The sequence below is a fragment of the Pelorhabdus sp. sgz311001 genome, from assembly GCF_055901755.1.
In genome coordinates this window covers 912653-939377 of record NZ_JBVXUT010000001.1, presented here as the reverse complement: position 1 = coordinate 939377, position 26725 = coordinate 912653, and the positions used below count along the sequence as shown (strand labels likewise).

The following is a 26725-nucleotide window of genomic DNA, read 5'->3' as shown; positions in this document are numbered from 1 at the left end:
ATATCACCGTTAAGAAATTTAGCAGCCTTTTAAAGCGCGAATCACTGCTGCTTGATCTTTCGCGGAAAAAACAGCTGATCCAGCGACTAAAACCGTAGCGCCTGCTGCAGTAACAATATTGGCATTAGCAGGGCTGATGCCACCATCGACTTCAATTTCCGTTTTGAGATCCCGCTCTTCAATCATGCGGCGCAAACGTGCAATCTTATCGGTTACTGCTGGAATAAAGGCCTGACCGCCAAAACCAGGATTTACACTCATTAATAATACCATATCAATATCTGGCAAAACCTCTTCAATCAGGGAAAGCGGCGTTGCCGGGTTCAGCGAAACACCTGTTTTCATATTTTCTTTATGGATTTCCTGTAAGAGCTTATGAAGATGCACTGTCGCTTCGGCATGAACTGTTAGAATATCGGCGCCAGCTTTCGCAAAAGGAATTACATATTCCTCAGGCTTTTCTACCATCAAATGCACATCAAAAGGCAGCTTAGTAAAAGAACGAATAGCAGCCACAACAGGCGCCCCAAAGGTCAAATTCGGAACAAAATGACCATCCATAACATCAATGTGAATATAGTCGGCTCCCACTTCCTCCAGCTTCGCTACTTCAGCGCCAAGCTGAGAAAAATCTGCCGATAAAATTGAAGGAGCTACTTTTATTGTACTCATTTTCCATATCCCTTCTTATTAGCCTGCGCTTCATGCAGAATTGTCACATAGTTTTCATAGCGGCTCGACGAAATTCTGCCTTGAGCCACAGCTTCCTTCACTTGACACTGCGGCTCTTTATCATGAAGACAGGAACTAAATTTACATGCTTGTGGTAACTCATAAAACTCGGGAAAGCAGGTTTTCACAGTATCCTCCGGCAAAGTGATTTCCGTAAAGGAAAATCCTGGTGTATCAACAACAAAGCCGCCTGACTTCAACGGAAGCAGTTCTGCGTGACGCGTTGTATGGCGTCCCCGACCAATTTTATCACTTACCTGCCCCGTTTTAAGCAGTAAGCCTGATTCAATGGCATTAAGCAACGTAGACTTTCCGGCACCGCTTGGTCCTGAAAAGACAGTGATTTCACCATCAAGCAAAGCACGTAATTCGCTAATTCCTGCTTCGGATTTTGCATCGGTAAAAAACACTTTATAACCGATACGGCGATAAATTTCTGCTACGGCTTCCATCTCATCGCGGTCAGCTAGATCCACTTTATTAAAGCAAAGAATAGGCTGCAGTGCACTCGATTCCACAAGAACTAAGAAACGATCAATCAAATCAAGGGAATAGTCAGGATTACAACAGGCAAAGGTTACGACAACTTGACTGATATTAGCAACAAGCGGACGCTTTAATAGCGAAGTGCGGGGATGAATTTTCTCGATGATTCCCTTGCCTTCCCCTGTTACCTTATAATCTACTTGATCGCCGACAACTAAGGTAAACCGTTCTTGTTTCATTCGTCCCTTCACTGTACATAAAATTACCTTTTGATTTGTCTGGACACTGTAATAGTCGCCATAAGCCTTTACAACAACACCTGTCATTACCATAGATATCTTCTGAGCACCAGCATCTCTCCTTATAAATTTTGTTCCTGTGACAAGCTACCATTAATATAAAGCTGAACCCGAACTGTTCCGGTTCCTTCTAACTGCTTTTCAATCTTATCGCCTGGTTTATGAACATTTTCATAGACAACGCGCCGTCCATTGCTATCGGTAACAACAATTTGAACCGTCTGGCGTGCTGGCCCTTCCGGCACAGTCACCGACAGACTTCCGTGTTTTACCCCACCGCCTCCGCCGCCTTTCGCAACAGTAAAATCAACGGCAGTTCCTTCCGCAATTTCAGCACCTGCGGCAGGTCTCTGTTCCAAAATCGTACCAGCAGGATATTTATCACTGACCGTCTCAGTCACTGAGCCAGCCTTTAATTTAAGATTTTCCAGCTGCGCTGTCACAGTGGAAAGCAGAGCGCCCTTAAAATCAGGCAATGTCACTTTTTTGACAGCACTTTTATTGACTACAAGATCCACTGCTGTTCCCTTAGCGACTTGTGCCGGTGGTCGCGGATTCTGACTGATAACTGCATCAGCCGGCACCTCGGAAGAACTCTGCTCATCAACCCGTCCGACTTTAAGACCGGCATTTCTGAGCGCGGCTTCCGCATCTTTACGATTTAAGCCGCGTAAATCAGGAACTGTAGCAATTTCCCCACCACGACTGACAATCAAATTAATCGTTCTTTGTTCCTTTACAACACTTCCAGCTTCCGGCGACTGTGAAATGACCTGCCCCATCGGAACTTTGTCATTAAACACTTCGGATACTGACACGCGAAGATTCCGGCTTGTCAGTATGCTTTTCGCTTGTTCAACCTGTTTGCCTGTTACATCAGGTACAGTGACTTCTGCTCCGCTCCAAAATTTACCGAAAGCGAGAAATGCTCCGCCAGCAAAACAAAGAATAAAAAAGACGATAAAAGCTAAAATTAATTTTTTATTATAAGGCTTCGGCTGTACTCCGTTTTTTGCCACAAGACGCGTAGGTTCATGACCAGCTTCTTTTAATGCCTCAGACATGCCTGAAATCATTTGCGTCGGATACTCTTCACGCGACAGAAGCCTTGTGCTGTCTTCACGCATATAACCTTGTGAAAGCCTTAAGTCATTAATCATTTCACTGCTTGTAGCAAAACGGTCAGCAGGCAATTTTGCCATCGCTTTCATGACAATCGCTTCTACAAGCGGCGGAACATCGGGATTGATTTCGCTCGGCGGAACTAGCCTTTCTTGAATATGCTGTATGGCAATTCCAATTGGTGAGTCACCGTTAAAGGGAACTTTGCCTGTAAGCATTTCATACAAAACTACACCTAACGAATAAATATCCGATTGAGCACTCACTGGCGCGCCTTTGGCTTGTTCGGGCGAAAAATAATGAACAGAACCAATAATTGTACCTGTATGAACCATCGTTGCTGAAGTGACAGCTCTGGCAATCCCAAAGTCTGTAACCTTAATCCGCCCAGAACTGGTAACCATAATATTATGAGGTTTAATATCACAGTGGACTAAATGGTTTTGATGGGCATTTTCAAGCGCTTGGGCAATTTCATCAGCAATTCTTACGGCTGTCTCCACAGGTAAAATGCCCTCGCGATCAATCTTTTCTTTTAAGGTTTCGCCAGAAATAAATTCCATTACAATATAATAAATATCGTCATCTCGTCCGACATCATAAACATTTACAATGTTAGGATGAGATAATTTTGCCGCCGCCTGCGCTTCCCGGCGAAAACGCCGCACAAATTCTTCATTGGATGTAAATTGAGAACGCAATACCTTGACTGCCACATAGCGATCCAGTAATTCATCATGAGCACGGTACACTTCCGCCATACCGCCACCGCCGACGAGTTCGAGCACTGTATAACGATTATCAAGTGTTCGATTGATAAGCAAAACCATTCACCTCCTTAATGTAGTGCCGTTTCAAATACTCTACGAGCAACAGGGGCCGCTACAGCACCACCGCCGCCACCATTCTCTATAATCACTGCTACAGCGATAACGGGATTTTCCGCCGGAGCAAAACCAATAAACCAAGCATGATCATCACCATGGGGATTTTCCGCTGTTCCTGTTTTACCAGCAACCGTCACGCCGCCTAATGCAGCGCCGCGGCCCGTACCTTTTTCTACTTCATAAATCATCATCTGTTTCATGAAAGCAGCCACTTCCGGGGTTGTAGCCGTAAGCCATGTTTTCGGCGAATTCTGCCGCAAGATGCGACCATCATAATCCACAACTTTTTGAATTAAATAAGGTTCCATCATCTGTCCATTATTGGCTAGCGCCGCTGCCAGCATAGCCATACGCAAAGGCGATGCCACCAAGCTACCTTGACCGATTCCCGTCTGCGCCAAATCACCATCGCCAAGATCTTTAAAATTCGGCAAACGAGGCTTTTCTCCTTCTAAAGATTCATCAAGAGCCTTATCAAAGCCAAATCGTTCATAGGCTTTACTTAATCGGCTGCGACCAAGTTCTAAAGTCAACTTACCAAAAACGACATTGGAAGATACGGCAAAAGCCTGGTTGACGGTGAGATCACCATAGGCTTTGTCTTGAATTTCATGCAACACATAATCAGGCGGTATTTTTAAAAACCCATCGGATCGATATATTTTTTGCGGATTTGCCAGTTTTTCATAAAATGCAGCCTCGGCTGTCAAAGTTTTCATGGTCGATCCTGGCGGATAAAGCCCCTGCAGGGCTCGATTTAAAAGTGGCGCATTTTTATCTGTTGATATACTCTGCCATTCTTCCGCAATCCGATTCGGGTTAAACGACGGCTTGCTCACTAAAGCGAGTAGCTGGCCGGTCTTGGGAGAAATAGCTACAACAGCGCCTTTACGATTTCCTAGCGCCTGATAAGCAACCTGCTGCAAATCGGCATCGAGATTTAAAATAACCGAGTGCCCTTGATGCGGGAAAAAAACATGACTAATGGCGCCTAAGCGACGCCAAGGATCGCTCATGCCCGAGAGTTCGCCATTGGCAGTACTTTCTATGCCTGTTTTACCCAATTTTTCATCAGAATAACCGATCACCTGAGCAAAGAGCGAACCTTGCGGATATTCGCGGACAAAGCCAGCCTTTTCCTTACGGCTTTGAGCAAGAATTTTACCATTGCGATCTAAAATGTCGCCTCGCTCCACTTGCTTTAAAAGCAAAGCACTACGGCGATTTAACGGATGCGATGATAAAAAAGAACTCTCATAAAATTGAATATACGTTAAGTAAAACAACAGCAGCAAAAGAAGACCTAGTAAAAAGTAGGCTGCTTTACGAATTGATCCTATGAGTATATTATCCATGGTTTGACCTTCTTCCTGAAATGGCAAAAAGCATGGAAAGCATAATGAAATTTGCCACAAGGGAGCTGCCGCCATAACTGATCCAAGGCAAAGGAATCCCCGTAAGTGGGAAGAATTTGATAACACCACCGACAATCAAAAATACCTGTAGAGCAAAAACAGTCGCAAGTCCACCAGCAACCAGCGCTTGGTAAGGCGTCTTAGCATAAATAGCCGTACGAAAAGCTCGGTAGACAAGAAACAAATAGATTAATAGCGTACCGCCAGCACCAGCAAACCCAAGTTCTTCGCCAATCGCTGCAAAAATAAAATCAGTATGCACTTCCGGAATCAACTCTGGAAATCCATAAGTTAAGCCACTGCCAAAGAGACCACCGCTACCTAAAGCAAAGAGCGACTGAACAATTTGATAGGCCCCGCCGGAAGGATCTTGCCAAGGATCGAGCCAAATATCAACCCGTGTTTGTACATGGCTATAAAATTTATAGCTTACAACAGAACCTAGTAAAAACAAGACGGTGCCAACAGATATAAAACTCGTCTTCCCGCTTCCCATATAAGCCATAATGACAACTGTGCCAAAATAAAGCAGCGCGGAGCCAAGATCTCGTTGAAAAATATACATGACCGTTGTTAAAAACCAGAGAAGCAGTAATGGTGCCAAAAAACGCGGCTCTGGTATTTCAAAAAATCCATACCGCCTTGTAGCAAAACGGAGCAATTCTCTATTCTCATTGAGATAACCTGCTAAAAAAAGCACGACAAAGATTTTAGCGAATTCGGACGGTTGAAATCGAATGGGACCTAAAACAATCCAACTTTTATGACCGCCGATTTCTACGCCGAAAATCACGGCAGCTAACAGTAGCCCAATTCCCAAAATACCAAAGATATACTTATAACTTGCTAATTTCTCAATCTGGCGAAAATACCACGAACCAAGCAAAAAGAGGAAAAAGCCAATTCCTACCCATAAGGTCTGCGAAAAATAAAGCTGAGGCTTCAGTCGGTAAATCATAGTTAGACCAAGGGCTGCAAGCATAAAAGCTCCGGAAAAAAAGAACGGATCGCCAAAAGGCGCTAAGCGACGAACAATAAAATGAACAATAAACGCGCCGATAATCAATAAAGCGGCCGGTAAAAGCACTTTTACATCCATCGTGTTATGAGCTAGACAAACAACCAAAAGACCATTTATTAAAATGAGTGATGCACAAACAAGCAATAAAGCTTCCTGTCGGGATCGAAGCTGTCCCATTTAAGATTCTCCCTCATTTTGCGCCAAAATTACAGTAACATTGTCATAGCCCCCGGCTGTTAGCGCCGCTTGTACCAGAGAATCGACCGTATTTTGACTAATCGATTCTGTCGAAATCATTTGGGCAATCGCAGTTTCCGAAACAAGACCGGTCAGCCCATCTGTACACAGCAACAGATAGTCCGATGGCTCCCACTGAGCACAGCCGGAATCTACGAGAATTTTACTGCTTGTTCCTACTGCGCGTGTTAAAATATTGCGTTGCGGATGCACATCAGCTTCCGCTTTCGTAATACTTCCCTGACGCAATAATTCACCAACTAACGAATGATCCTCAGTCACTTGCCGTAAAAGCCCTTGTTGCATAAGATACATGCGGCTGTCACCGACGTGAGCCCAATAAATTTTTTGTCCCAAAATATAACAGGCAGTCACAGTCGTTCCCATGCCTAAATACTGGCGTCCTTGTTGCGAACGCTCATAAATTTTCTCATTGGCTAAATGTAGAGCCTTCTCTAGCTCCTGTTGCGTTTTATTGGCGGCAAAAGGCTGCCGTAAATACTCAACAATCGTTGAAATTGCTAACTGGCTCGCAATTTCGCCTGCCACATGCCCTCCCATGCCATCGGCCACAACTAAAAGCTCTGGCGGCTCAAAAGCATAATGATCTTCATTCACTTCACGCACTAATCCAATATCTGTTTTGACAAAAGCCAGCACATCCATCACCTCTCAAAGCGAAATGTCACGATTCCAATTCGAATTTCGTCTCCTTGCTCCAGTCGATAGTCTCCCTGAATTTTATCGCCATTTACGAAAGTTCCGTTAGTACTATTTAAATCAGATAAAACATAATGATTTTTCCGTCGTTCGATAATAGCATGGTCGTAGGAAACAAAAGCATTTGTCAACACGATCGTATGATTTAGACTGCGTCCAATCGAAATTTGATCACCAATTAAATAGTCTGACTCTGGTATACTTTCTTCTCCTGTTTCTAGAACGCGCAGCCTAGCCCCGCCTAAACCGACGGTTTCTTCTGCTTTTGCAGCGGCAGACGATCTAGATAAATCAGCATATCCAAAGCGAACCATGCGGTAAATAAAATAATAAATAAAACCAAGTAAACTATATTGCAGTACCAGACCAACCCCATTTAGGATCTGACTGCTGTTTACAAGGGGCAGCGAAAAAGATGGCACTTAGATCACCTCATATAAAAGCAAAGTCTGTCCTACTCGAATCTTATCGTTGTGCTTCAATACTTTACGGCTGATTTTTTGGCCATTCACATAAGTACCATTTAAACTCTTGGCATCATAAAGTACGTACTGTTCTTCTTCCCATTGAATGTAAGCGTGAAGACGCGATGTATTCATATCGGACAAAGAAAGCTCGTTATTTTCGCGGCGTCCTAAATGAAACCGCTGCAAAGAAAGTAACGCCACAGCACCACGATCGGGTCCCTCCACTATTTTCAGGTGGGCTTTGGACTGTAAAACAGCTGTTTCTGTCGCTTTGAGCGAAAAATTACCAAATGTTTTTGTCTGCCCCAATTCTTCCGCGTCAAGTACTGTTTTTTTCGGCGGCGCAGCTGGTCGCTCATAAGGAATCGCTTCCGTAAATTCACCAATCACTGCAAACTGTCCTTTGCCTAAATTGGTTCCCTCGCTAAATTCAAAAGTTGGCGTCGCCAGTACAGTATAATCTCGTTTTTCTGCTTCTTCTAATAAGAACCGAGTCATTTCTTCTTGAATAGCCCCAGCTACAGGCAACAAAGCTTCATAATCGGTCTTACGCAGTAAAACTTGGTAATGGTTGGGAGCATATGTTTTAGAAACGCCGACAGAACATTTATTTTCCATCTCCCGTACAAGCTTCTTGGCAATTTCCGCTGGTTGAAGCTCACTGGAAAATTTACTGTTGAAATAGCCTTCAATATACTTTTCAAAAAAGCTTTCCAGATTCCGGACAAATTTCACAATAAACACTCCTATTGACAAAATGAACTAGCAGATAATCCCATTATATGCGAATTTATCAGGCGAGTCAAAAAACTCACAAAGTCTCTTGTTCCATCAGTTTTTGATGACGTAACTGCCCACAAGCTGCTTGAATATCAACACCCATTTCTTTACGAACTGTTGCTGTAATATGACGATCCGCTAAAATTTTAGCAAATCGTTCGATAATCTTAAGCGGCGGTCGATGCAACCCTCGCTCTGGTACTGGATTCACGGGAATCAGATTGACATTTGCTAACTTGCCTGTTAAAAGTTTAGCTAACAGTCTAGCCTGTTCTTCCCCATCATTGATGCCAGCAATTAAAATATATTCATAAGTGACACGTCGTCCCGTGGCTTTCGCATAAGCATCGCCAGCCTGAAGTACTTCCTCAAGCGGATATTTACGATTAATTGGCATTAAGTGACTTCTTACCTCATCCGTTGGCGCGTGTAGCGAAATTGATAAAGTAAGGGGAATCTCTTCCTGCGCCAAGTCATAAATACGCGGGACAATGCCGGAAGTCGAAACAGTAAAATGACGATAGCCTAGATGAAAAACATCTTTGTCATGGCAAAGCCGAATTGCCGCCAACAGCGAATCATAATTTTGCAACGGCTCGCCTGTGCCCATAACAACAACAGTATCTACTTTTTCTTCTGTTTTAGCTAATAAACGCTGCATAAACCAAATTTGCCCAATAATTTCGCCTACCGTAAGATCTCGCTCTAGCCCCTTCAAAGTAGAAGCGCAAAAAAGACAGCCCATAGCACATCCCACCTGAGTGGAAATACACAAACTATTGCCATAGGGCTGACGCATTAAGACGGTTTCGACGCAGGCGCCATCAATAAGCTGCAACAAAACTTTACAGGTTTTTTGATCTTTAGAAACAATCTCCCGCTCTAATTGCGGCGCTTCAATTGAAAAATGTTCGGAAAGCAACGACCGATCCTCTTTACTGAGATCGGTCATCTCCGAAAAATCCGTAACAAAACGTTGATAAATGGCTTTAGCAATTTGGCGGCCTCGAAAAGGCTTGAGTCCATAAGCGCCAACAGCTTCTGATATGGCTTGAATCGATAATCCAAATAATTTTTGTTTCAAAGTTCAATCCTCCTTTAGTGACTACGCCGCAGGCGAGCGATAAAAAAACCATCCTGTCCGTCGCGATGAGGAAAGAAGCGAATAACCTTATCATCCGTAGGCTGCGGTAAATATTTACCAGCCGGTTCAAGCACAAAGTGAGATTCTTCCTGCAGAAAACGCTCGATAACCGCTTCATTTTCCGCCGTTTCAATCGTACAAGTACTATAGACAAGAACACCGCCCGGCTTTACGCAGCGAGCCGCCTCTCGTAGAATTTCCAGCTGCAATTTAGGCAACTCTTGTAACAGCTTCGGATCTTTACGCCAGCGAGAATCACTTTTACGGCGCAATACGCCAAGACCGGAGCAAGGCGCATCAACCAGTACTCTATCAGCAAGCTCATAACCAGACTTCGATAATTTTGTGGCGTCATAAGCCAAAGTCTCAATGATTGAGATGCCAAGCCGCTTGGCATTCTGCTCAATTAAAGGTAGTTTGTGTTCGTGCAAATCTACGGCAAGGATTCGGCCGTTATTTTGCATTAATGCCGCCATATGAGTGCTTTTGCCGCCAGGAGCGCTACAAGCATCAATCACAAAATCCCCGGGCTGCGGATCTACAATCGGCGCGACAAGCATAGAACTTGTATCTTGAACTTGACAAAAGCCTTCTTGCAGCGGCTGTAAATGATCAAGCGATGCATGCTCTGTAACGAGAATTCCTTCGGGCACACTCGTCAAAGCTTCACAGACAACTCCAAGATCTCGTAGCTTTTTAAGCAACTCTTCCCGCGTAATCTTTAACGTATTCGTACGCAGCGTTAAAGGCGGAATTTCATTATTCGCCGCACATAAAGCCTCCGTCTCAGAAAAACCATACTGCTTCAGCCAATGCTGTACCAACCACAGCGGGTGAAAATAAAAATAAGCCAAGTAAGCATCTGGCTCTTGGGCAGGATCAGGATAGGTCAGTTTATCTTGTTGCCTAATCATATTACGCAGCACGCCATTGACAAATTTTACAGTGCCAGCATGACCATACTTTTTAGCCAGTTCTACCGACTGATTGCAAGCAGCCGATGGCGGCACCTTTGTCAAAAAAAGAATCTGATATAAACCAAGACGTAAAATATTTAAAATAACAGGCGATAAAGTAGAAAGTTTACGGGTAATAAACTTGGCCAAAAAATAATCAAGTGTCTTATGAGTCTTAACCGTACCATATACAAGTTCGGTAATAAAGCGCCGATCCTGTTCGCTCACAACACTCTTATGCAATTTTTTTGCCAAGGCAATATTCGAGTAGGCTCCACTATCAATTATTTCATTAATGACTTGCAACGCCATTTCTCTGGCATTCATTTACATTCCTCCGCCTGTTTTTCTTCCTTTTCTTCTATTTCTTCCATTCCGAGAAATTGCCGTACAATCTTTTCTACGGCCGCCATATCGACGCGCGTATTACAACAAGGACCGCAGGGCCGCTCATTTAAGAGGCCTACTACGGGTAACGGAAATACATCTTGAATTCCTGTAGTCAAGTCCCGCTCGCAAGCAATTGCTAAAATCGCTTGCGGCTTTAAAGCTTTCACTACACGCCGCGCTAAAGTACCGCCTGTAACAATGGCCAAATGGACTTCGTACTTTTCAGCAACAGCAGCAAGCTCCCCTACCTGACAGCGACCGCAGCGTCGGCAATTTTCGATATTCTTAGTAACCTTATAAGGGCAGTCTTCCTGCTGAATGCAGTGCGGCGTAAGGATTAAGAAACGGTTTGGTTTTACAATAACCTGTCGTTTACGAATCAGATGATTACTCACCTCGATAAAAGATCGTTCCACCCGCTCTTTATCTACATCAAACAATTTACCTAAAGCAATTGCAATAGGAAAAAGTAGTTGGACAGCAGACCAGGCAACACCTTGGAAAAACCGGGGCGTAGGAAATCCGAGAATCGCCAGAATAATTCCGCCGACTCCAGCAAATACAGTCAATACAAATAGACCGAGGATCGTGCCAATAAACCAAGGAAGCAACTCATTCAAAGCTGACAATCCAGGTAAACTGACTTTCCAAATTCCATAGATGGAGCAGGCTGCTATGATAAGGCTGACTAAGAGCAACGCCAAAAACAATCGTTTCTGTGGTCGGCTAACTACTTCCAGCATAAACTCACCCCTACTTTAGCGTATCCCCAGGATGAATGCAGTAACCACATAGACACTCCTGGGCTGTCATTTTCCGTTTACTTTCCGGCTGCACTTCAACGATTTCTAAAAGGCCCTTGCCAGTCTGAACGACAAAGCCTTTTTCCGTGCAAGCAACAATCATCCCTGCCGTACCAGTCTGCGCGTCATCAAGAACACGAGTTTGCCAGATCTTAAGATTCATCGAATCGGTTTTCGCAAAAGCGCCTGGCCAGGGATTTAAGCCTCTTACTTGATTATGAATTTCTTGGGCTGTTCTTTTCCATTGAATTCGTTCCGTTGAACGTTTCAATAAAGCAGCATAAGTAGCTTCTTCAGCACTCTGTTTTTCCCGCGGGGCTTTGCCAGCAGCAATTAACGCAACAGTCTCACTTAACAGATTAGCGCCTTGCAGCATAAGCACATCATGCAGCGTCCCTGTTGTCATATCGGCAGGAATGGCTGTTTCCGCTTTTAAAATCATATCACCTGTATCCATGCCTTTATCCATATACATGGTTGTAACACCTGTCACGGTCTCGCCATTCATAATCGCCCAGTGAATCGGTGCTGCGCCACGGTATTTTGGTAATAAGGAAGCATGGACATTCACACAACCACAAGGCGGCAGTTTTAAGAGCGATTCAGGTAAAAATTGGCCAAAAGCAACTACAACCATCAGGTCTGGCGCTAGCTCTTGTAAGGTGTGAAACATTTCTTCTGTTTTAATCGACTCAGGTTGAAGCACGGTAATTCCTGCCGCTACAGCCGCTTCCTTAACGGGCGGAAACATAAGCTTTCGCCCACGGCCTTTCGGCCTATCAGGCTGGGTTACTACGGCGACAACCTCAGTCAAGGGATTTTCAATAAGCACGTTTAATGAGGGAACAGCAAAGTCAGGCGTGCCCATAAAAACTACACGCAATGGCTTATTTGTCATTAGAATCATCCTTTGAACTAGTCATAATCGCTTCCGCAATGTCAATAAATAAGATCCCATCTAAATGGTCAATTTCATGCTGAAAAGCGCGGCTTAAAAGTCCTGTTCCCTGGTATCGAACCTTTTTTCCTTGCCGATTCAACGCTTCTACTGTTACAGAGGCAAAACGTTTCACTTCGCCGCAAACACCGGGCACACTTAAACAACCTTCCGGACCTACCTCTTCGCCTTCTTTGGCAATAATAACCGGATTAATCAGTTCAATCAGCCCATCGCCTACATCAATCACCACAACACGCAGTGATACGCCGACTTGTGGTGCAGCTAAACCTACTCCATCAGCCGCATACATAGTATCAGCCATATTATCAAGAAGCTGCTTAAGTTTTTTATCAATTTTCTCTACTGGCAACGCAATTTCCTTAAGTACTTTATCGCCAGCTCGTTTTATATCAAGAATCGCCATAATGATTCCTCCTTTTATGAAAATCCTGAAACAATTTTAGCACATAACAAGTAAAAAATCTAATACATCAAGCTAAGAGGATCTACATCGACAGTCACATTTCGCTCTTCTAACAGTTTTACGTCGCGAATGACGTCCCGAACCTTATCAGGTTCGCTTGTTTTAATCAGTCCAATCAAGCGATACGTATCTTGAATCTTAGCAATCGCTGCCGCTACTGGTCCAATGATCTCCGTCTGGGGCGAAGTTAACCTATTTTGTAAAACGCGGCAAGCTGATTCCGCCTGCAAGCGTAAAGGACTTTCTGCCTTGCCTTGCCAAATGATTTTGATAATCTGACAAAAGGGCGGATAAGAAAGCTGACGACGAAATTCAATTTCTTGATCATAAAAAGCCCGATAATTATGGTCAGCTGCTGCAAGAAGCGCATAATGGTCAGGATTATAAGTCTGTACAACGACAGTTCCTGGTTTATCGCCGCGCCCAGCCCGGCCAGCAGCCTGAGTAATCAGGGCAAAAGTTCTCTCAGCCGCCCGAAAATCTGGTAAATTGAGCGCCGTATCAGCAGAAATCACGCCAACAGCCGTTACATTATGAATATCGTGACCTTTCGCCACCATCTGAGTACCCAGCAAAATATCTTGTTTTCCTTGCAGAAATTCCTTTAAAATCCGGTCATGGGAAAATTTTTTGCTTGTTGTATCTTGATCCATTCTCACTACCGTCTTATCTGGCAGCAATTTATGAAGTTCTTCCTCTACTTTTTGGGTTCCTGTGCCGAAAAACTTAATATAACGACTGCCGCAGGCCGGGCAGATATCAGGAACGGACGCCGTCTGACGGCAATAATGACAGCGAAGATCCTGCCCTACTGAATGATAAACCATAGCAATGGCGCAATGAGGACAGGATATCACATGACCGCATTCGCGGCAAAGAATAAAGGTTGAATAACCACGTCGATTAATCAAAATAATTGCTTGTTCGCCTCGCTGCATCGTTTCGGTAAGCAAATTAGCCAGCGGCGGAGAAATTACGGTTCGCCGTCCTGATTTCAATTCTTGGGCCAAATCAACAAGTTCCACCTGCGGCATTGGCTGCTTATCAACACGATAGTCCAGAGAAAGCAGCTCATAGCGTCCTTCTTGCACTTCATAATATGTTTCCAAAGCTGGCGTAGCACTGCCCAAAAGAACGGTAGCGCCAGTAGTTTTTGCCCGAATAATCGCCGCCGTACGCGCATGGTAACGAGGAAGTTCCTCTTGCTTATAGGTAAATTCATGTTCTTCATCAAGCATGATCAGACCAAGGGACGGAGCTGGAACAAATAAAGCAGAGCGAGCCCCGATGACAATCCCCGCTTCTCTTTCCTTCATCTGACAAAAAGAATCAAAGCGTTCCCCAAAACTGAGTTTACTATGAATGACAACGACATCCTCGCCAAATCGTTCCTTAAAACGCCGGACAATTTGCCCTGTCAATGCGATTTCCGGCACAAGCATAATAACCTGCTGTCCCAGTCGCCGCGCTTCTGCTGCAGCCGCCAGATAAACTTCTGTTTTGCCACTGCCGGTTACGCCATGAAGCAAAAAAGTTTGCTGCACTTTTACGGCCAACGAAGGAATTATTTTCGCAAGCGCGTCCTGTTGTTCCTTCGTATAAACAGGCGGAGTGCCCATAATGGCAGTTTCACCGTAACTACGGCGAAAAGTCCGTACTTCCTTGAAAGTAATCCAGCCCTCTTCTTGCAACCGTTTGACAGCGTCCCACTGAACGCCCTGATTCTTCAAATCAGACCACATAACACAGCCCTGCTGTACAAAGTCAATAACCTTCTTCTGGGCAGGACGACGCGACCAATTTACAGTCTTCCCTTGATCAGACAAAGCAGCACAAATTGCCAATACCTTATCAGTTTTTTCGTTTGCCGTCCGACTTGTAATAATTTTTGTTGTAATGACTTTAGCACGCAAGAGAAACTGCAAATCTTTTTTCGAATAAAACGGCAGTTTCATGAGTTCTGCTTCTGTTTTTAAGTTTGATGAACATATTGCTTCATAAAGCGATCTTTGGGTCAAAGAAAGCTCCTGCAAAACCTGCTTTAACTCTGGCAAATCCGCCAAGTTTTCCTGATAGCCTCGCTTTGTTTTTATCGTATTTTTCCCTGGCACGAATAGTCTGAGTGTATCGCTGAGCGAACATAAATAATAATCAGCAAGCTGCCGAGCTGTTTCTAGCATACTTTCATCAAACCACGGTGTTTCATCAAGTACTTCCCGAATGGGTTTTAACGTCTCTTCGTCAAGGTCTTCGCCTGCTGCTGCTATCAAATCATTAGCTGATAGAACAGCTACTACAAAGCCTTCTACCATACGAGGGCCAAAGGGAACGAGAACACGACAGCCCCTTGCTACCTCCCAGCCTTCTGGAACCAGATAAGTAAAGGGACGATCAAGCCTTCTTACCGTTATATTTACAACAACCTGAGCATAGGTCATATTTTCCACCACGCATAAAAGTAAGGAGACTAAGAAATAGTCTCCTTATAAAATCCGATTTCTAAAATTCAATTCGCTCAAACTCGGCAAAATCCTGCTCCCAATTCCACCAGCTTGGTAAATTGCAGGAGAGAGGATCTTCCTGGGTAAACCAATCTTCCTCATAACAGTAAGGCATCTGTGGTGCGTAACGATGAAGACGGTTCTTAGCGCACGAGGAAAATCGTTTCATAATATCATCTCCTGACTATAAAATAAAGCAGCCTTTATAGTATAGCCAAGTATGATGAAATTATGGCTTTATAGACCAGCTTCCTGGCGTAAAATAGCAGCCTTGTCTGTTTTCTCCCAAGGAAGGTTCAGATCGTTACGGCCAAAATGACCATAAGCAGCCGTCTGTTTATAAATCGGACGACGTAAATCCAGCATTTTTATGATGCCAGCAGGACGCAAATCAAAATGTTTCTGTACTAAAGCAGCGATAACAGCGTCATCCACTTTGCCTGTTTCAAAGGTTTCTACCATAACTGAAACAGGACGAGCTACGCCAATCGCATAAGCAAGCTGAATTTCGCATTTATCAGCAAGGCCGGCGGCAACAATATTTTTTGCCACATAACGAGCTGCATAGGCGCCAGAGCGGTCTACTTTTGTAGGATCCTTACCGGAAAAAGCGCCGCCGCCATGACGAGCCATGCCGCCATAAGTATCAACAATAATTTTACGGCCTGTTAAGCCAGCGTCACCCTGTGGACCGCCAATAACAAAACGGCCCGTCGGATTAATATAATATTTAGTTTTATCATCAAGCAGTTCCGTTGGTACGATTGGTTTAATCACATGTGCGATTAAATCCTGTTCAATTGTTTTTAGTTCCACTTCCGGGCCATGTTGGGTTGAAATGACAATCGTATCAATGCGTACAGGCTTGCCATTTACATATTCTACCGTAACTTGTGTTTTTCCATCAGGACGCAAGTAAGGCAGTGTTCCATTTTTACGAACTTCCGATAAATGACGTGATAATTTGTGCGCTAAGGAAATTGGCAAAGGCATATAATCATCGGTTTCATTCGTAGCATAACCAAACATCATGCCTTGGTCGCCAGCGCCAATTGCTTCAATTTCATCCATTTCTCCCTGTTTCGCTTCCAACGCTTTATCAACACCCATAGCAATATCAGGCGACTGTTCGTCGATCGACACAAGGACGCCGCAAGTATCACCGTCAAAACCAAATTTTGCCCGAGTATAACCAATCTCTTTTACGGTGTTGCGGACAACTTTAGGAATATCGGCATAGCACTGCGTCGTAATTTCACCGGCTACATGGACTTGACCGGTAGTTACCAGCGTTTCACAGGCAACGCGAGCAAAAGGATCTTGTTCTAAAATAGCATCTAAAATGCCGTCAGAAATCTGATCAGCTATTTTATCAGGATGTCCTTCTGTAACTGATTCTGATGTAAATAAAACACGTTTTTCTTTCAAAAAAAGCCCTCCTCTATTGTGCTGTTTAAAAAAGAAAAACTCCCTAAATGGGAGTTTAATCATTCGCTCTCCCATCTCGCAAGAATTTCTCGCCGGAATTGGCACCGTTTTAGCTTGTACTAAATGGTTGCCGCGGTATCATTGGGCCTGTCCCTCCACCAACTCTTGATGAGTAAAATATAAAATTTTCACAAGAGCAATTGTATAGTAGAATGGCAAAAAAATCAAGAGCTTTTTTGCAGAATTGTGAAAACATGATCTAATATTTGATCAGCCAAAGCCTCTTTCGTCATCTGCGGTAATTCGACTATGGCGCCATCACGGAATAAAAGCTTGGCTATATTCGTGTCAACATTAAATCCGGCGCCTGGCTGTGATACGTCATTCGCTACAATAAGATCAAGATTCTTCTCTACTAGTTTTTTCGCTGCATAAGCTTCTACATTCTGCGTTTCCGCCGCAAAGCCTACGAGAATCTGTTTTTCTTTTATAGTACCCAATTCGCGTAAAATATCCGGATTGCGCTCTAATTCAATGATTAAATTCCCGTCATTTTTCTTGATTTTATGAGTAGCTACCGTTACTGGACGATAATCAGATACAGCGGCTGCCTTAATGACGACATCGCAAGTCGTAAAATATTTTAGCACTTCTTGCTGCATTTCTTTGGCGCTCTCAACAGAACAAAAAGTAACGCCATCAGGTTGCGGCAAACTGGAAGGACCTGATACTAAAATAACTTTGGCTCCCTGTTTTACCGCTTGCGCCGCAATAGCATAGCCCATTTTCCCGCTAGATCGATTACCAATATAGCGAACAGGATCAATGGCTTCACGCGTGCCAGCTGCTGTAACTAAAATGGTCTTACCAAGAAGCGGCTTCTTTTGCGCAAAAAAGTTTTGTACAAAAGCGACAATTTCCAAAGGTTCCGCTAACCGTCCCACTCCTTCAGTGCCACAGGCCAATAGGCCGCTGCCTGGCGAAATAAAGTGGTAACCAAGCTCTTTTAAAGTGGCCATATTTTTTTGCACAACAGGATTGCAATACATATTCGTATTCATCGCCGGAGCAACAATAACGGGAGCTTTTGTCGCCATCACTGTCGTAGACAGCATATCATCAGCAATCCCATTCGCAATCTTGCCCAAAATATTAGCGGTAGCCGGAACAATCAAAAACGCATCGGCTAACGTCGCCAGTGCAATGTGTTCGACATTCCAATGCTTCGCTTCGCTCCACATGCTGACAACAACAGGGTTGCCGCTCATTTCCTGAAACGTAAGCGCACTGACGAATTTCGCTGCCGATTCCGTCATAATCACATGAACATTGGCACCGGCTTTTTTTAATTTACTTACTACATCAACCGCTTTATAAACAGCAATGCCGCCTGTAACGCCTAGCACAATATTCTTGCCTTGAATTGACACTATTTAATACCTGCCTTTGTCCGCTCGTAGGAAACTTTACCTAAAGCGACTTCTTCGAGCGCCATTGTTACCGGTTTATTGGAACGACAGTCGATCAAGGTTGGTTCCCCATCCATAATCTGTCTGGCCCGTTTCGCCGCCAGTACGACTAAAGTGTATTTACTATCTACCTTGTTTACGAGTAAATCAAGCGATGGATATATCATGTTTGAAAATCTCCTTCCTAAAATCAGCCTGGTAATTCTTCATCTTCGTCGATACTGCCAAACAGGCAAATATGTTCAAGTAACGCCTCATTACGAATAATGCGACAGTGCTCCGCCTGCATAATAGCCTCAACCTGACTTACCGCCTTCGCCACTACATCATTGACAATGACATAATCATATTCATGGGCAAAGGTAAGTTCTTCTTTGACGCATTTCATACGCCGCTCAATAACCGCTTCACTATCAGTTCCCCGCCCAACAATACGGTGTTCTAATTCCGTAAGCGACGGCGGCAATATGTAAATGAAAACGCCTTGCGGAAAAGATTCTTTGACTTTCATTGCGCCTTGAATATCAATCTCTAAGATGACATCTTGGCCAGCCTGTAGTTTTTCTTCAACAAATTGTCGCGGCGTTCCGTAATAATTACCATAAACTTCCGCCCATTCCAACAAGTTTTGTTGCTCACGCATCGTCAAAAACTCTTCCTGCGAAACAAACCAATAATTGACTCCATTTTCCTCCCCAACCCGCATCGGTCTTGTAGTAACCGATACAGAGTAGTGAAGTGTAGCTGAAGCTTTTCGAAGTAACTCTTTACAAATTGTTCCCTTGCCGGCTCCAGAGGGGCCGGAAAGAACAAGTAGCGCTCCCTGACGCCGCGTCATACCTGTATATCCCCCTTATTCCTGTACATCTTCAGCACTATCTTTGCTTGACAACCGATGCGCGACAGTTTCTGGCTGAACTGCTGAAAGGATCACATGATCGCTATCAACAATAATCACAGCACGAGTTCGCCGTCCATAAGTCGCATCAATCAGCATACCACGGTCACGCGCTTCTTGAATAATGCGTTTAATCGGCGCCGATTCAGGACTCACGATGGAAATAATCCGGTTAGCTGATACAATATTACCAAAACCAATATTAATTAATTTGATTTCCATATTCTGATTCCTCCTGCAAAATTCTTGCAAAACCATCTATATTACTACTCTATGTTTTGGATTTGCTCTCTGATCTTCTCAATCTCACTTTTCATTTCCACAACGAGTGTAGCAATCTGATAATCATTGGCTTTAGAAGCAATCGTATTTGTTTCGCGATTAAATTCCTGCACTAAAAAATCAAGCTTTCGACCTACAGCCTCGCCACTATTTAAAATGGTCATAAACTGATCAAAATGACTTTTTAAACGGACAATTTCCTCGGTGATTGAAATACGGTCAGCAAATAAAGCAACTTCTTGCAACAGCCGACCTTCATCAATTTGCACCGCCACAGGCTGTAAAAACTCATTCATCCGTTCCGAAATTTTTTGCCGATAATCACTGACAACCTGCGGCGCCCGCACTTCAATCTTCGCCAAAATTTCCTTCATGTCGGCAATCCGTCTGATAAAATCAGCCTCAATATTATCGCCTTCAGCAGTCCGCATACTCATAAGGTTCTGAATGGCCGCATCAGCGGCAGCGGCAATTTTTGGCCAAAGCACAGAAACATCCTCACGTACTTCTTCTACCTTCAGCACGTCAGGATAGCGGGAAATTTGACTGACTGATTCACTTGCTGTCATATTAAGTAGTGTCGCCAAATCGCTTATCGCCTTATGGTAAGCGATTGCCAGCTCTTTGTCAACCCTTACACTGCGCTTTGCTTCGCCATATTCTTCTACTGTAATAAAAACGTCAATCCGACCTCTGGCAAGGCTTGCGGCAATCTTGCGGCGTATCTTATCTTCCAGTGAAGCTAAATTTTTCGGCATGCGAACTACAATTTCATTATATCGATGATTCACTGCTTTAATTTCTATACTAAGTCGGTGGCTTTCATCAAGAAATTCGCCCCGACCAAACCCTGTCATACTTTTAAGCACTAATCTGCACCATCCCTTACCATGGAGTATTGTAAGCAAAAAAAACGAATTCATGCTTTGATTATCAATCTATTTCGAGCTTTTTCGTGGATTTCCTTTTTTCTAAGAAAAAAGGGGGAAATCTCCCCCTCGCTTTCTCTAACGAATTTTTTTCATATCAAAGAAAAAACGGTATTTCTTCTCTTTATTCGCCACGCATAAAATTACAGGGCGATCATGAGAAATCCCCTCATCAGGGAAATAGTAGTAAGCTGCAAACAAATAAAGCTGGCGCGGTTTCGGCGCTCCCGCTACGGGAGCAGAACTTGGCGCAACCACTTTAAGCTCACTGGGCAAATTGGACTGAACAGGAGAAAAAATCTTCTGATCTTGTTCCAGCCACACAGCAACGCCTTGTGGTAAGGTCGAATCGGTTTGGTACAACTGAACAGCAAAGGTTAAAAACCCGGCATAGTCCTGCCAAAGCTTTTCTCCCTCTGGCACATAGACAGGCAAATGATCAGCCAGTTTATTTCTAGCATCAATTGCTACTACGAGAAAGGGCGTATAGCAATAAGCCTGATCCACGCTGTCGTTTAGTTTTTGCGTCTTTTCTTCATAAGAGCGCCAAGGCGCCATGAAATCATCATCACTTAAATGGACGCCCTTAATGGCATAAGTCTGTGCTGCGCCGCTATCATTAGCAGAGGCGGCCGCAAAGACATTCGAGCACCAGAAAATCAAACCTAATAGAGCACCGAGTGCTTTCGCATACTTGTTCATAGGTTCACTCTCCCACACACAGACTTTACTTATTCTATTACACCATTTCTCTGACTTTTCCCTCTTTTTTCATATTATTTCATCAATGAAACTTCTTTTATACTTTTCGATGATACACACCAGAGTAAACCTCAACAGCCGGACCAGACATATAAATATGGTTATCGGCGCGCCATTCCACAGTTAAGTCACCGCCGTCTAAATGAACAAGAGCTTCTCGCTGCGTCCTTCCGGTCAAAACAGCTGCAACTAAAGTAGCGCTTGTTCCCGTGCCACAGGCGAGCGTAATGCCAGCACCTCTTTCCCAAACACGCATACGCATTTCCTTGGGACCTAGAACTTCCACAAATTCTACATTGGTCTTGCGGGGAAAATAAGGATGCGTTTCGATGACTGGTCCGACTTTAGTCAAATCAACGGTAGCCATATCGTCAACAAAAATTACACAATGAGGATTTCCCATAGACACGCATGTTGCCAAATACTCTTTTCCATCAGCGACAATTGCTATATTTACAGCTTGACTATCGCCATCGCCGGTCATAGGAATTTCTTTTCTTAACAGACGGGGTTCACCCATATCAACACAAACCGTCTCAATCTTGCCATCTTTCATAATCAGTTCGGGACGAATCACGCCAGCTAAGGTTTCCAACGTAATTTTCGTTTTCGTTGTGAGACCATATTCATAGACATAACGGGCAACACAACGCGTCACATTGCCGCACATTTCCGCTTCGCTGCCATCAGAGTTAAAAATTCGCATGCGGAAATCTTCGGTTTCTGATGGCAAAATAATAACAAACCCATCAGCGCCAATCCCATAGTGGCGATCGCAAATTTCAATCGCTGCTTGCGAATAGTCTGTAACAGCTTCTTTTGTTCCGTCAATAATTACAAAATCATTTCCCTGACCGTGTACTTTTGTAAAATTCATGAAAAAACCTCCTTAATTGCTGCAATATAGCCAAAATCAATTCTATCAGACTCGTTGCGCCGCTGAAGGAATGGCTCTTTTCGGTCGCCACAGCCGTCTAATCAGGCTCACAAAGAGCGTCCATCCCGATAAGCATAGAATCACAGCCCAATCGCCTAAGTGAAGCGGCACCAGCGAAAACAAACTGCTTAAAACAGGAAGATAGAGAACTGCAAGATGCATCGAAACCGATCCAGTCACAGCCAACAGCAGTTGCCAATTGCTAAAAAATCCGATGTCCAAAATGCTAAAAAACTCAGATCTGCAGTCAAATACATGAAACAACTGGCAAAATACCAGTGTAGTAAGCGCCATCGTTCTAGCTAAAGCCAAGTCGTTCTGCACTGTATAGGTGAAAAAGAAAACGGCAATGGTACTACAGCCAATTTGCAAACCTCTTGCTATAATTTTACGGCTTAAGCCACGAGAAAACAAGCTTTCTCGCGGAAATCGCGGCGGCCTTAGCATAATGGCCGGATCTTTCCTATCGACACCAAGAGCTAACGCAGGCAGACCGTCAGTGACCAAATTGACCCATAGAATCTGTACAGGCAGAAGCGGTAGCGGTAAAGCTAGGCAAGCGGCAAGAAACATAGTCAATACTTCTCCAGTGTTACAGGCAAGTAAATAACGGATAAACTTGCGGATATTATCATAAATACCCCTTCCCTCGGCCACAGCGGCTACGATCGTCGAAAAGTGATCATCCGTTAAAATCATAGCTGCTGCTTCTTTCGCCACATCGCTGCCTGAGATCCCCATAGAAATGCCAATATCAGCTTCTTTAATGGCTGGCGCATCATTTACTCCATCGCCAGTCATGGCTACAATGTGCCCCCGCGATTTTAAAGCCCGCACAATTCGCAGCTTATGTCCTGGCGAAACACGGGCGAAAACAACCACATCATTGACGCGATGCGCCAATTCCTTGTCGCTGAGTCGATCTAGCTCCGTACCAGTAATAACCGTACCATGGTCTTTTTTCAACAAAGCGAGCTCCCGAGCAATCGCTACAGCCGTATTGGGGTGATCTCCCGTAATCATAACAGTGCGGATTCCCGCCTGCTGACATAAGTTTAGTGACTCCTTTACGGATTCGCGCGGTGGATCGATCATACCAACAAGCCCAACAAAAACAAGCTCTTGTTCCAAGGCTTCATCGACGTTTTCGGCGCATACATCAGCCGAAACCAACCGATACGCTAAAGCTAGCACGCGAAGCGCCTGATTCGTCATGGCTTCATATTGCACCTCAATGCGGGATCTCTCTGCCGGTGTAAGCAGGCATTCGCGCCCATTCTGATAAAAGCGGTCACATAAGGGGATGACCGTATCAGGCGCCCCCTTAACATAAAGAAACTGCTCTTTTTTTCCGGTTTGTTTATATAGCACCGACATACGCCGCCGCTGCGGTTCAAAAGGAATTTCACTGACTCGTTCTGCTTTTTTTTCTAAGTCACTACGCCAAATTCCTGCTTTCGCGCCAACCGCAACAAGAGCGCCCTCCGTTGGATCGCCTTCCACCTGAAAATCTTTCGGTTCTTTGCGCCATAAACCGTGAATTGTTACTTTATGATGTACAACTTCACTATTATTACACAAAACGCCAATTTCTAGACAGAGCCGCAGCCCCGCGTTTTTCTGCGGCGCTATATTCTCACCGCCAGTCTGAAATTCGCCGCGTATATCATAGCCTTGTCCCGTAACCGAGATTTCCCCTTCTTCCGTAAAAATTTTTTGCACTGTCATCACATTTTGCGTTAAAGTGCCTGTCTTATCGGAACAAATGACGGTAACGCAGCCTAACGTCTCTACAGCCGCTAATTTGCGCACAATCGCATTGCGGCGAATCATTCGTTGTACCCCTAGCGCCAGTGCAACTGTCACAATCGCTGGCAAGCCTTCCGGTATAGCCGCAACAGCCAGACTAATTCCCGCTAAGCACATAAGTAATAATGGCTCGCCTCGCCAAACGCCTGTCACCACTACGACAAAACAAATCCCGAGACAAGCCCAGACAAGTCGTCTTCCCAAATGCTCCAGCCGCTTGGCCAAGGGTGTTTTTTCCGGTTCAATTTCATTTAACAGATCGGCAATTTGTCCAACTTCTGTTCTCATGCCTGTGGCGCAAACAATGGCTTTGCCGCGGCCCCTTCGAACAGTCGTTCCGCTAAAAATCATATTAGAGCGATCTCCTAGAGCACTGTTAGAAGGAGTTAAAAAGGTGGCATTTTTTCTTGTTGGCAGAGATTCCCCAGTCAAAGCGGCTTCTTCCACCTCGAGAAAGTGGGATTTGATGAGCCTGGCGTCAGCTGCAACTCGCTGACCTGTTTCGAGCACTAGAATATCACCAGGGACAAGAAAGCGTGCCGGAACTTGCTGCACCATGCCATTTCGCAAAACCGTTGCTTGCGGCACGGCTAGCTTACGCAATGCTTCCAGCGATGCTTCTGCTCGATACTCCTGCACAAAACCAAGCACCGCATTGAGTAACACGATCAGCATGATGGTCCCTGCATCAATATATTCGCCGAGAAAAGACGAAAGTAATGCGGCGCCCAATAAAATAAGCACCATAAAATCCTGAAACTGCCCGAAAAAGATCTGTTTACGCGATTTACGCCGACGCGGCCGCATCTCATTCAGACCATATTCTTCTTGTCTTCTAGCGACTTCTTTGGAATCAAGTCCCTCACTGGGATCGCTTCGCCAGTGAGCAATCACTTCATCTGCTTGATATAAATGCCAATCTCTATTCACACCAGTTTCACCCCACGGCCTTTTTTACCATGCTATTCAAAGTATGAAGTAAATAGAACAGGCGCGTTGTTTGACCGCTGGAAAACCTTAATGCTATACTATGATAGAACTAAAAGGAGGCAAGACAGTGAGTTTAGATGGATGGAATTTAGCGGCTCTAGCAGCCGAACTGAGTCAAAATATTACGGGCAGCCGTATCGATAAAATCGTCCAATATGATAAATATACGCTTGTTTTTACCTTACGCAGTCATACGAAAACGAATAAGTTAGTTCTTTCAGCGAATCCTGAGCAAATCGGCGCCTATTTAACTGATGAAAATCAAGAAAGTCCGCTGCAACCGCCCAGTTTTTGCATGTTGCTGCGCAAACATTTTGAAGATGGTCGAATTGGCCTTGTCCGCCAACAGGAGCTTGACCGTATCATTATCATGGATGTTGACACTATCGGGGCGCAGGGCCGGATCATAACGAAACAACTTATTTTTGAAATGATGGGTAAACATAGTAATATCATATTCGTCCAAGACGGCGTCATTGTTGACGCTTTAAAACGAATTGGTCCAGCCCTAAGCAGAGTCCGTCAAATCCTGCCGGGACAAGCCTATCTGGCGCCGCCAGGTCAAAATAAGTTTAATCTTTATACGGATTCTTGGGAAAACTTTTGGCAAAACTATCGCAATCTTGGCGAGATAAGCGCCGAAAAAGCTCTGATTCAGCTCGCTTTAGGCGTTGGGCCGCAAACAGCAAAAGAGTGGTTGTGGCAAACAGGCCTGCCGCCGAAAATTCTCGTAAACGAGCTAGATGAAAAAGATTTGCGCACTTTACAAGACATCGTCGGCGAACATCTGGAGCTGTTTCGTCAAGGTCAGTTCGCGCCAACCTTGTGTCTCGATGAAAACAATCGCCTTTTAACAATTACAGCCCTGCCGCCAGCTAAACAGACTCCGAACGAACAGAGATTTACCTTCTCTAGCTTCAGCGAAGCGCTGCGCTATCTTTCGAAAGTAAAGCCAGTTCGCTTGATACCAGAACGAGATCTTCTCTTCAAACAAGTCACTTCAGAACTCCAAAAAAGCCAGCGTAAAAAAGAGAAACTAGCTGAAGAAATTGCCACTTCCCAACAAGCCGACTTACTAAAACAAAAAGGCGACATTTTAATGGCCTTTCTAACAGAAATTCCGCCGCACAGCCACGAAGTGACGCTGCCAAATTTCTACGATGAAAACCAAGCTTCCCTTACAATCCCCCTAGCGCCTGACCGTAGTCCTATTGATAACGCACAGGCCTACTACACGGCTTATCATAAACAAAAGCGCGCTCAGATACTCCTTGTAGAACAATTAGAAAACTGCCAAGCTGAAGCAGCCTATCTGGAAACGATTCATGTTGCCCTGCAGCAAGTGCATCGCAACAATGACATTGAAGAAATTCGCCAAGAACTGGTTGCCGCCGGTTATGTAAAAGCAAGTGGGCGACGTCAAGCCCTGCCGCCAACGAAACCACTCCTTTATATCACACCATCAGGGGATCACATTCTCATCGGCAAAAACAATAAGCAAAATGATATTGTTACTTTTAAAACAGCCAAAAATGAAGACCTTTGGTTCCATGCCAAAGATATGCCGGGATCTCATGTAATTTTGCAAGCGGCAGCACCAGCGCCAAAGACGATTGAACTGGCTGCCTCCCTCGCTGCTTACTTCAGTAAAGGAAAAGAATCTGACAAAGTTCCTGTCGACTATACCAAACGGCGCTACGTAAAAAAACCATCTGGCGCCAAGCCAGGTTTCGTCATTTATGAAAAGCAAACGACTGTTTATGTAACTCCTGCCCGCGAAGTTGCAACAGAGCTATTAAAACAAAAATAAAAGGCTGCAGCCAATCCTGTTCAAAAA

Annotated in this window: 25 protein-coding genes and 1 riboswitch; of the genes, 1 reads left to right on the top strand and 24 read right to left on the bottom strand. The window is 44.4% G+C overall.

Features of this window, described 5'->3' with window-relative positions; all coding sequences use genetic code 11:
- Positions 1–18 precede the first annotated feature (18 nt).
- The 24 genes from rpe to AC0MXB_RS04760 all read right to left on the bottom strand — a co-directional run bounded on the left by rpe (position 19) and on the right by AC0MXB_RS04760 (position 24828).
- Positions 19–672: a ribulose-phosphate 3-epimerase gene (rpe, locus tag AC0MXB_RS04875; RefSeq protein ID WP_474038486.1), complete on the bottom strand. Its 654-nt coding sequence runs from the start codon at positions 670–672 to the stop codon at positions 19–21.
- Positions 669–1550, bottom strand: a complete 882-nt coding sequence (gene rsgA / locus AC0MXB_RS04870; protein WP_474038485.1) for a ribosome small subunit-dependent GTPase A — start codon at positions 1548–1550, stop codon at positions 669–671. Before rsgA ends, rpe begins: the two co-directional genes overlap by 4 nt.
- A gap of 29 nt (positions 1551–1579) precedes the next feature.
- Positions 1580–3463, bottom strand: coding sequence for a Stk1 family PASTA domain-containing Ser/Thr kinase (gene pknB / locus AC0MXB_RS04865; RefSeq protein ID WP_474038484.1), 1884 nt, complete (start codon positions 3461–3463; stop codon positions 1580–1582).
- Positions 3464–3477: 14 nt separating this feature from the next.
- Positions 3478–4881 carry a peptidoglycan D,D-transpeptidase FtsI family protein gene (locus AC0MXB_RS04860; RefSeq protein ID WP_474038483.1) on the bottom strand — a complete coding sequence of 468 codons (1404 nt, stop codon included), beginning with the start codon at positions 4879–4881 and terminating at the stop codon, positions 3478–3480.
- Positions 4874–6139, bottom strand: a complete 1266-nt coding sequence (locus AC0MXB_RS04855) for an FtsW/RodA/SpoVE family cell cycle protein (RefSeq protein ID WP_474038482.1) — start codon at positions 6137–6139, stop codon at positions 4874–4876. Before AC0MXB_RS04855 ends, AC0MXB_RS04860 begins: the two co-directional genes overlap by 8 nt.
- The gene (locus tag AC0MXB_RS04850; protein ID WP_474038481.1) at positions 6140–6859 is read right to left on the bottom strand and encodes a Stp1/IreP family PP2C-type Ser/Thr phosphatase; all 720 of its coding nucleotides are present in this window, start codon (positions 6857–6859) and stop codon (positions 6140–6142) included.
- A gap of 5 nt (positions 6860–6864) precedes the next feature.
- Complete coding sequence (locus AC0MXB_RS04845; protein ID WP_474038480.1) at positions 6865–7341, bottom strand: FHA domain-containing protein; 477 nt, start codon at positions 7339–7341, stop codon at positions 6865–6867.
- A complete protein-coding gene (locus AC0MXB_RS04840) occupies positions 7342–8121 on the bottom strand; it encodes an FhaA domain-containing protein (RefSeq protein ID WP_474038479.1) in 780 nt (259 codons plus the stop codon).
- A 76-nt stretch (positions 8122–8197) separates the two neighbouring features.
- Positions 8198–9250: a dual-specificity RNA methyltransferase RlmN gene (rlmN, locus tag AC0MXB_RS04835; protein ID WP_474038478.1), complete on the bottom strand. Its 1053-nt coding sequence runs from the start codon at positions 9248–9250 to the stop codon at positions 8198–8200.
- Between the two features lie 14 nt (positions 9251–9264).
- Positions 9265–10593 (bottom strand): 16S rRNA (cytosine(967)-C(5))-methyltransferase RsmB, encoded by a 1329-nt coding sequence (gene rsmB, locus AC0MXB_RS04830; protein WP_474038477.1) that lies wholly within the window; start codon positions 10591–10593, stop codon positions 9265–9267.
- On the bottom strand, positions 10590–11399 hold the full coding sequence (locus tag AC0MXB_RS04825; protein WP_474038476.1) for a DUF116 domain-containing protein: 810 nt from the start codon (positions 11397–11399) through the stop codon (positions 10590–10592). The genes rsmB and AC0MXB_RS04825 overlap by 4 nt, the downstream gene beginning before the upstream one ends.
- Before the next feature lie 10 nt (positions 11400–11409).
- Positions 11410–12357: a methionyl-tRNA formyltransferase gene (fmt, locus tag AC0MXB_RS04820; protein ID WP_474038475.1), complete on the bottom strand. Its 948-nt coding sequence runs from the start codon at positions 12355–12357 to the stop codon at positions 11410–11412.
- Positions 12347–12823, bottom strand: coding sequence for a peptide deformylase (gene def, locus AC0MXB_RS04815; protein WP_474038474.1), 477 nt, complete (start codon positions 12821–12823; stop codon positions 12347–12349). The genes fmt and def overlap by 11 nt, the downstream gene beginning before the upstream one ends.
- Before the next feature lie 59 nt (positions 12824–12882).
- Positions 12883–15321, bottom strand: a complete 2439-nt coding sequence (gene priA / locus AC0MXB_RS04810; protein WP_474038473.1) for a primosomal protein N' — start codon at positions 15319–15321, stop codon at positions 12883–12885.
- A gap of 61 nt (positions 15322–15382) precedes the next feature.
- Complete coding sequence (locus AC0MXB_RS04805) at positions 15383–15553, bottom strand: hypothetical protein (protein ID WP_474038472.1); 171 nt, start codon at positions 15551–15553, stop codon at positions 15383–15385.
- Positions 15554–15621: 68 nt separating this feature from the next.
- Positions 15622–16812, bottom strand: a complete 1191-nt coding sequence (gene metK, locus AC0MXB_RS04800; RefSeq protein ID WP_474038471.1) for a methionine adenosyltransferase — start codon at positions 16810–16812, stop codon at positions 15622–15624.
- 68 nt (positions 16813–16880) lie between these two features.
- Positions 16881–16987, bottom strand: a riboswitch (SAM riboswitch).
- A gap of 49 nt (positions 16988–17036) precedes the next feature.
- Positions 17037–18245, bottom strand: a complete 1209-nt coding sequence (gene coaBC / locus AC0MXB_RS04795) for a bifunctional phosphopantothenoylcysteine decarboxylase/phosphopantothenate--cysteine ligase CoaBC (protein ID WP_474038740.1) — start codon at positions 18243–18245, stop codon at positions 17037–17039.
- Positions 18242–18448, bottom strand: coding sequence for a DNA-directed RNA polymerase subunit omega (gene rpoZ, locus AC0MXB_RS04790; RefSeq protein WP_474038470.1), 207 nt, complete (start codon positions 18446–18448; stop codon positions 18242–18244). The genes coaBC and rpoZ overlap by 4 nt, the downstream gene beginning before the upstream one ends.
- A 23-nt stretch (positions 18449–18471) precedes the next feature.
- Positions 18472–19119, bottom strand: a complete 648-nt coding sequence (gmk, locus tag AC0MXB_RS04785; protein WP_474038469.1) for a guanylate kinase — start codon at positions 19117–19119, stop codon at positions 18472–18474.
- A 15-nt stretch (positions 19120–19134) separates the two neighbouring features.
- A complete protein-coding gene (gene remA, locus AC0MXB_RS04780; protein ID WP_474038468.1) occupies positions 19135–19401 on the bottom strand; it encodes an extracellular matrix/biofilm regulator RemA in 267 nt (88 codons plus the stop codon).
- A gap of 44 nt (positions 19402–19445) precedes the next feature.
- On the bottom strand, positions 19446–20330 hold the full coding sequence (locus tag AC0MXB_RS04775) for a YicC/YloC family endoribonuclease (RefSeq protein ID WP_474038467.1): 885 nt from the start codon (positions 20328–20330) through the stop codon (positions 19446–19448).
- A 138-nt stretch (positions 20331–20468) separates the two neighbouring features.
- Positions 20469–21092: a hypothetical protein gene (locus AC0MXB_RS04770; protein WP_474038466.1), complete on the bottom strand. Its 624-nt coding sequence runs from the start codon at positions 21090–21092 to the stop codon at positions 20469–20471.
- A 97-nt stretch (positions 21093–21189) separates the two neighbouring features.
- On the bottom strand, positions 21190–22029 hold the full coding sequence (dapF, locus tag AC0MXB_RS04765; RefSeq protein WP_474038465.1) for a diaminopimelate epimerase: 840 nt from the start codon (positions 22027–22029) through the stop codon (positions 21190–21192).
- A 45-nt stretch (positions 22030–22074) separates the two neighbouring features.
- Entirely contained in the window at positions 22075–24828 is a 2754-nt protein-coding gene (locus AC0MXB_RS04760) for a cation-translocating P-type ATPase (protein ID WP_474038464.1), read from the bottom strand.
- A 127-nt stretch (positions 24829–24955) separates the two neighbouring features.
- On the opposite strand from AC0MXB_RS04760, the gene AC0MXB_RS04755 reads away from it, so the two are divergent.
- Positions 24956–26698, top strand: coding sequence for an Rqc2 family fibronectin-binding protein (locus AC0MXB_RS04755; protein WP_474038463.1), 1743 nt, complete (start codon positions 24956–24958; stop codon positions 26696–26698).
- Positions 26699–26725: the final 27 nt, after the last annotated feature.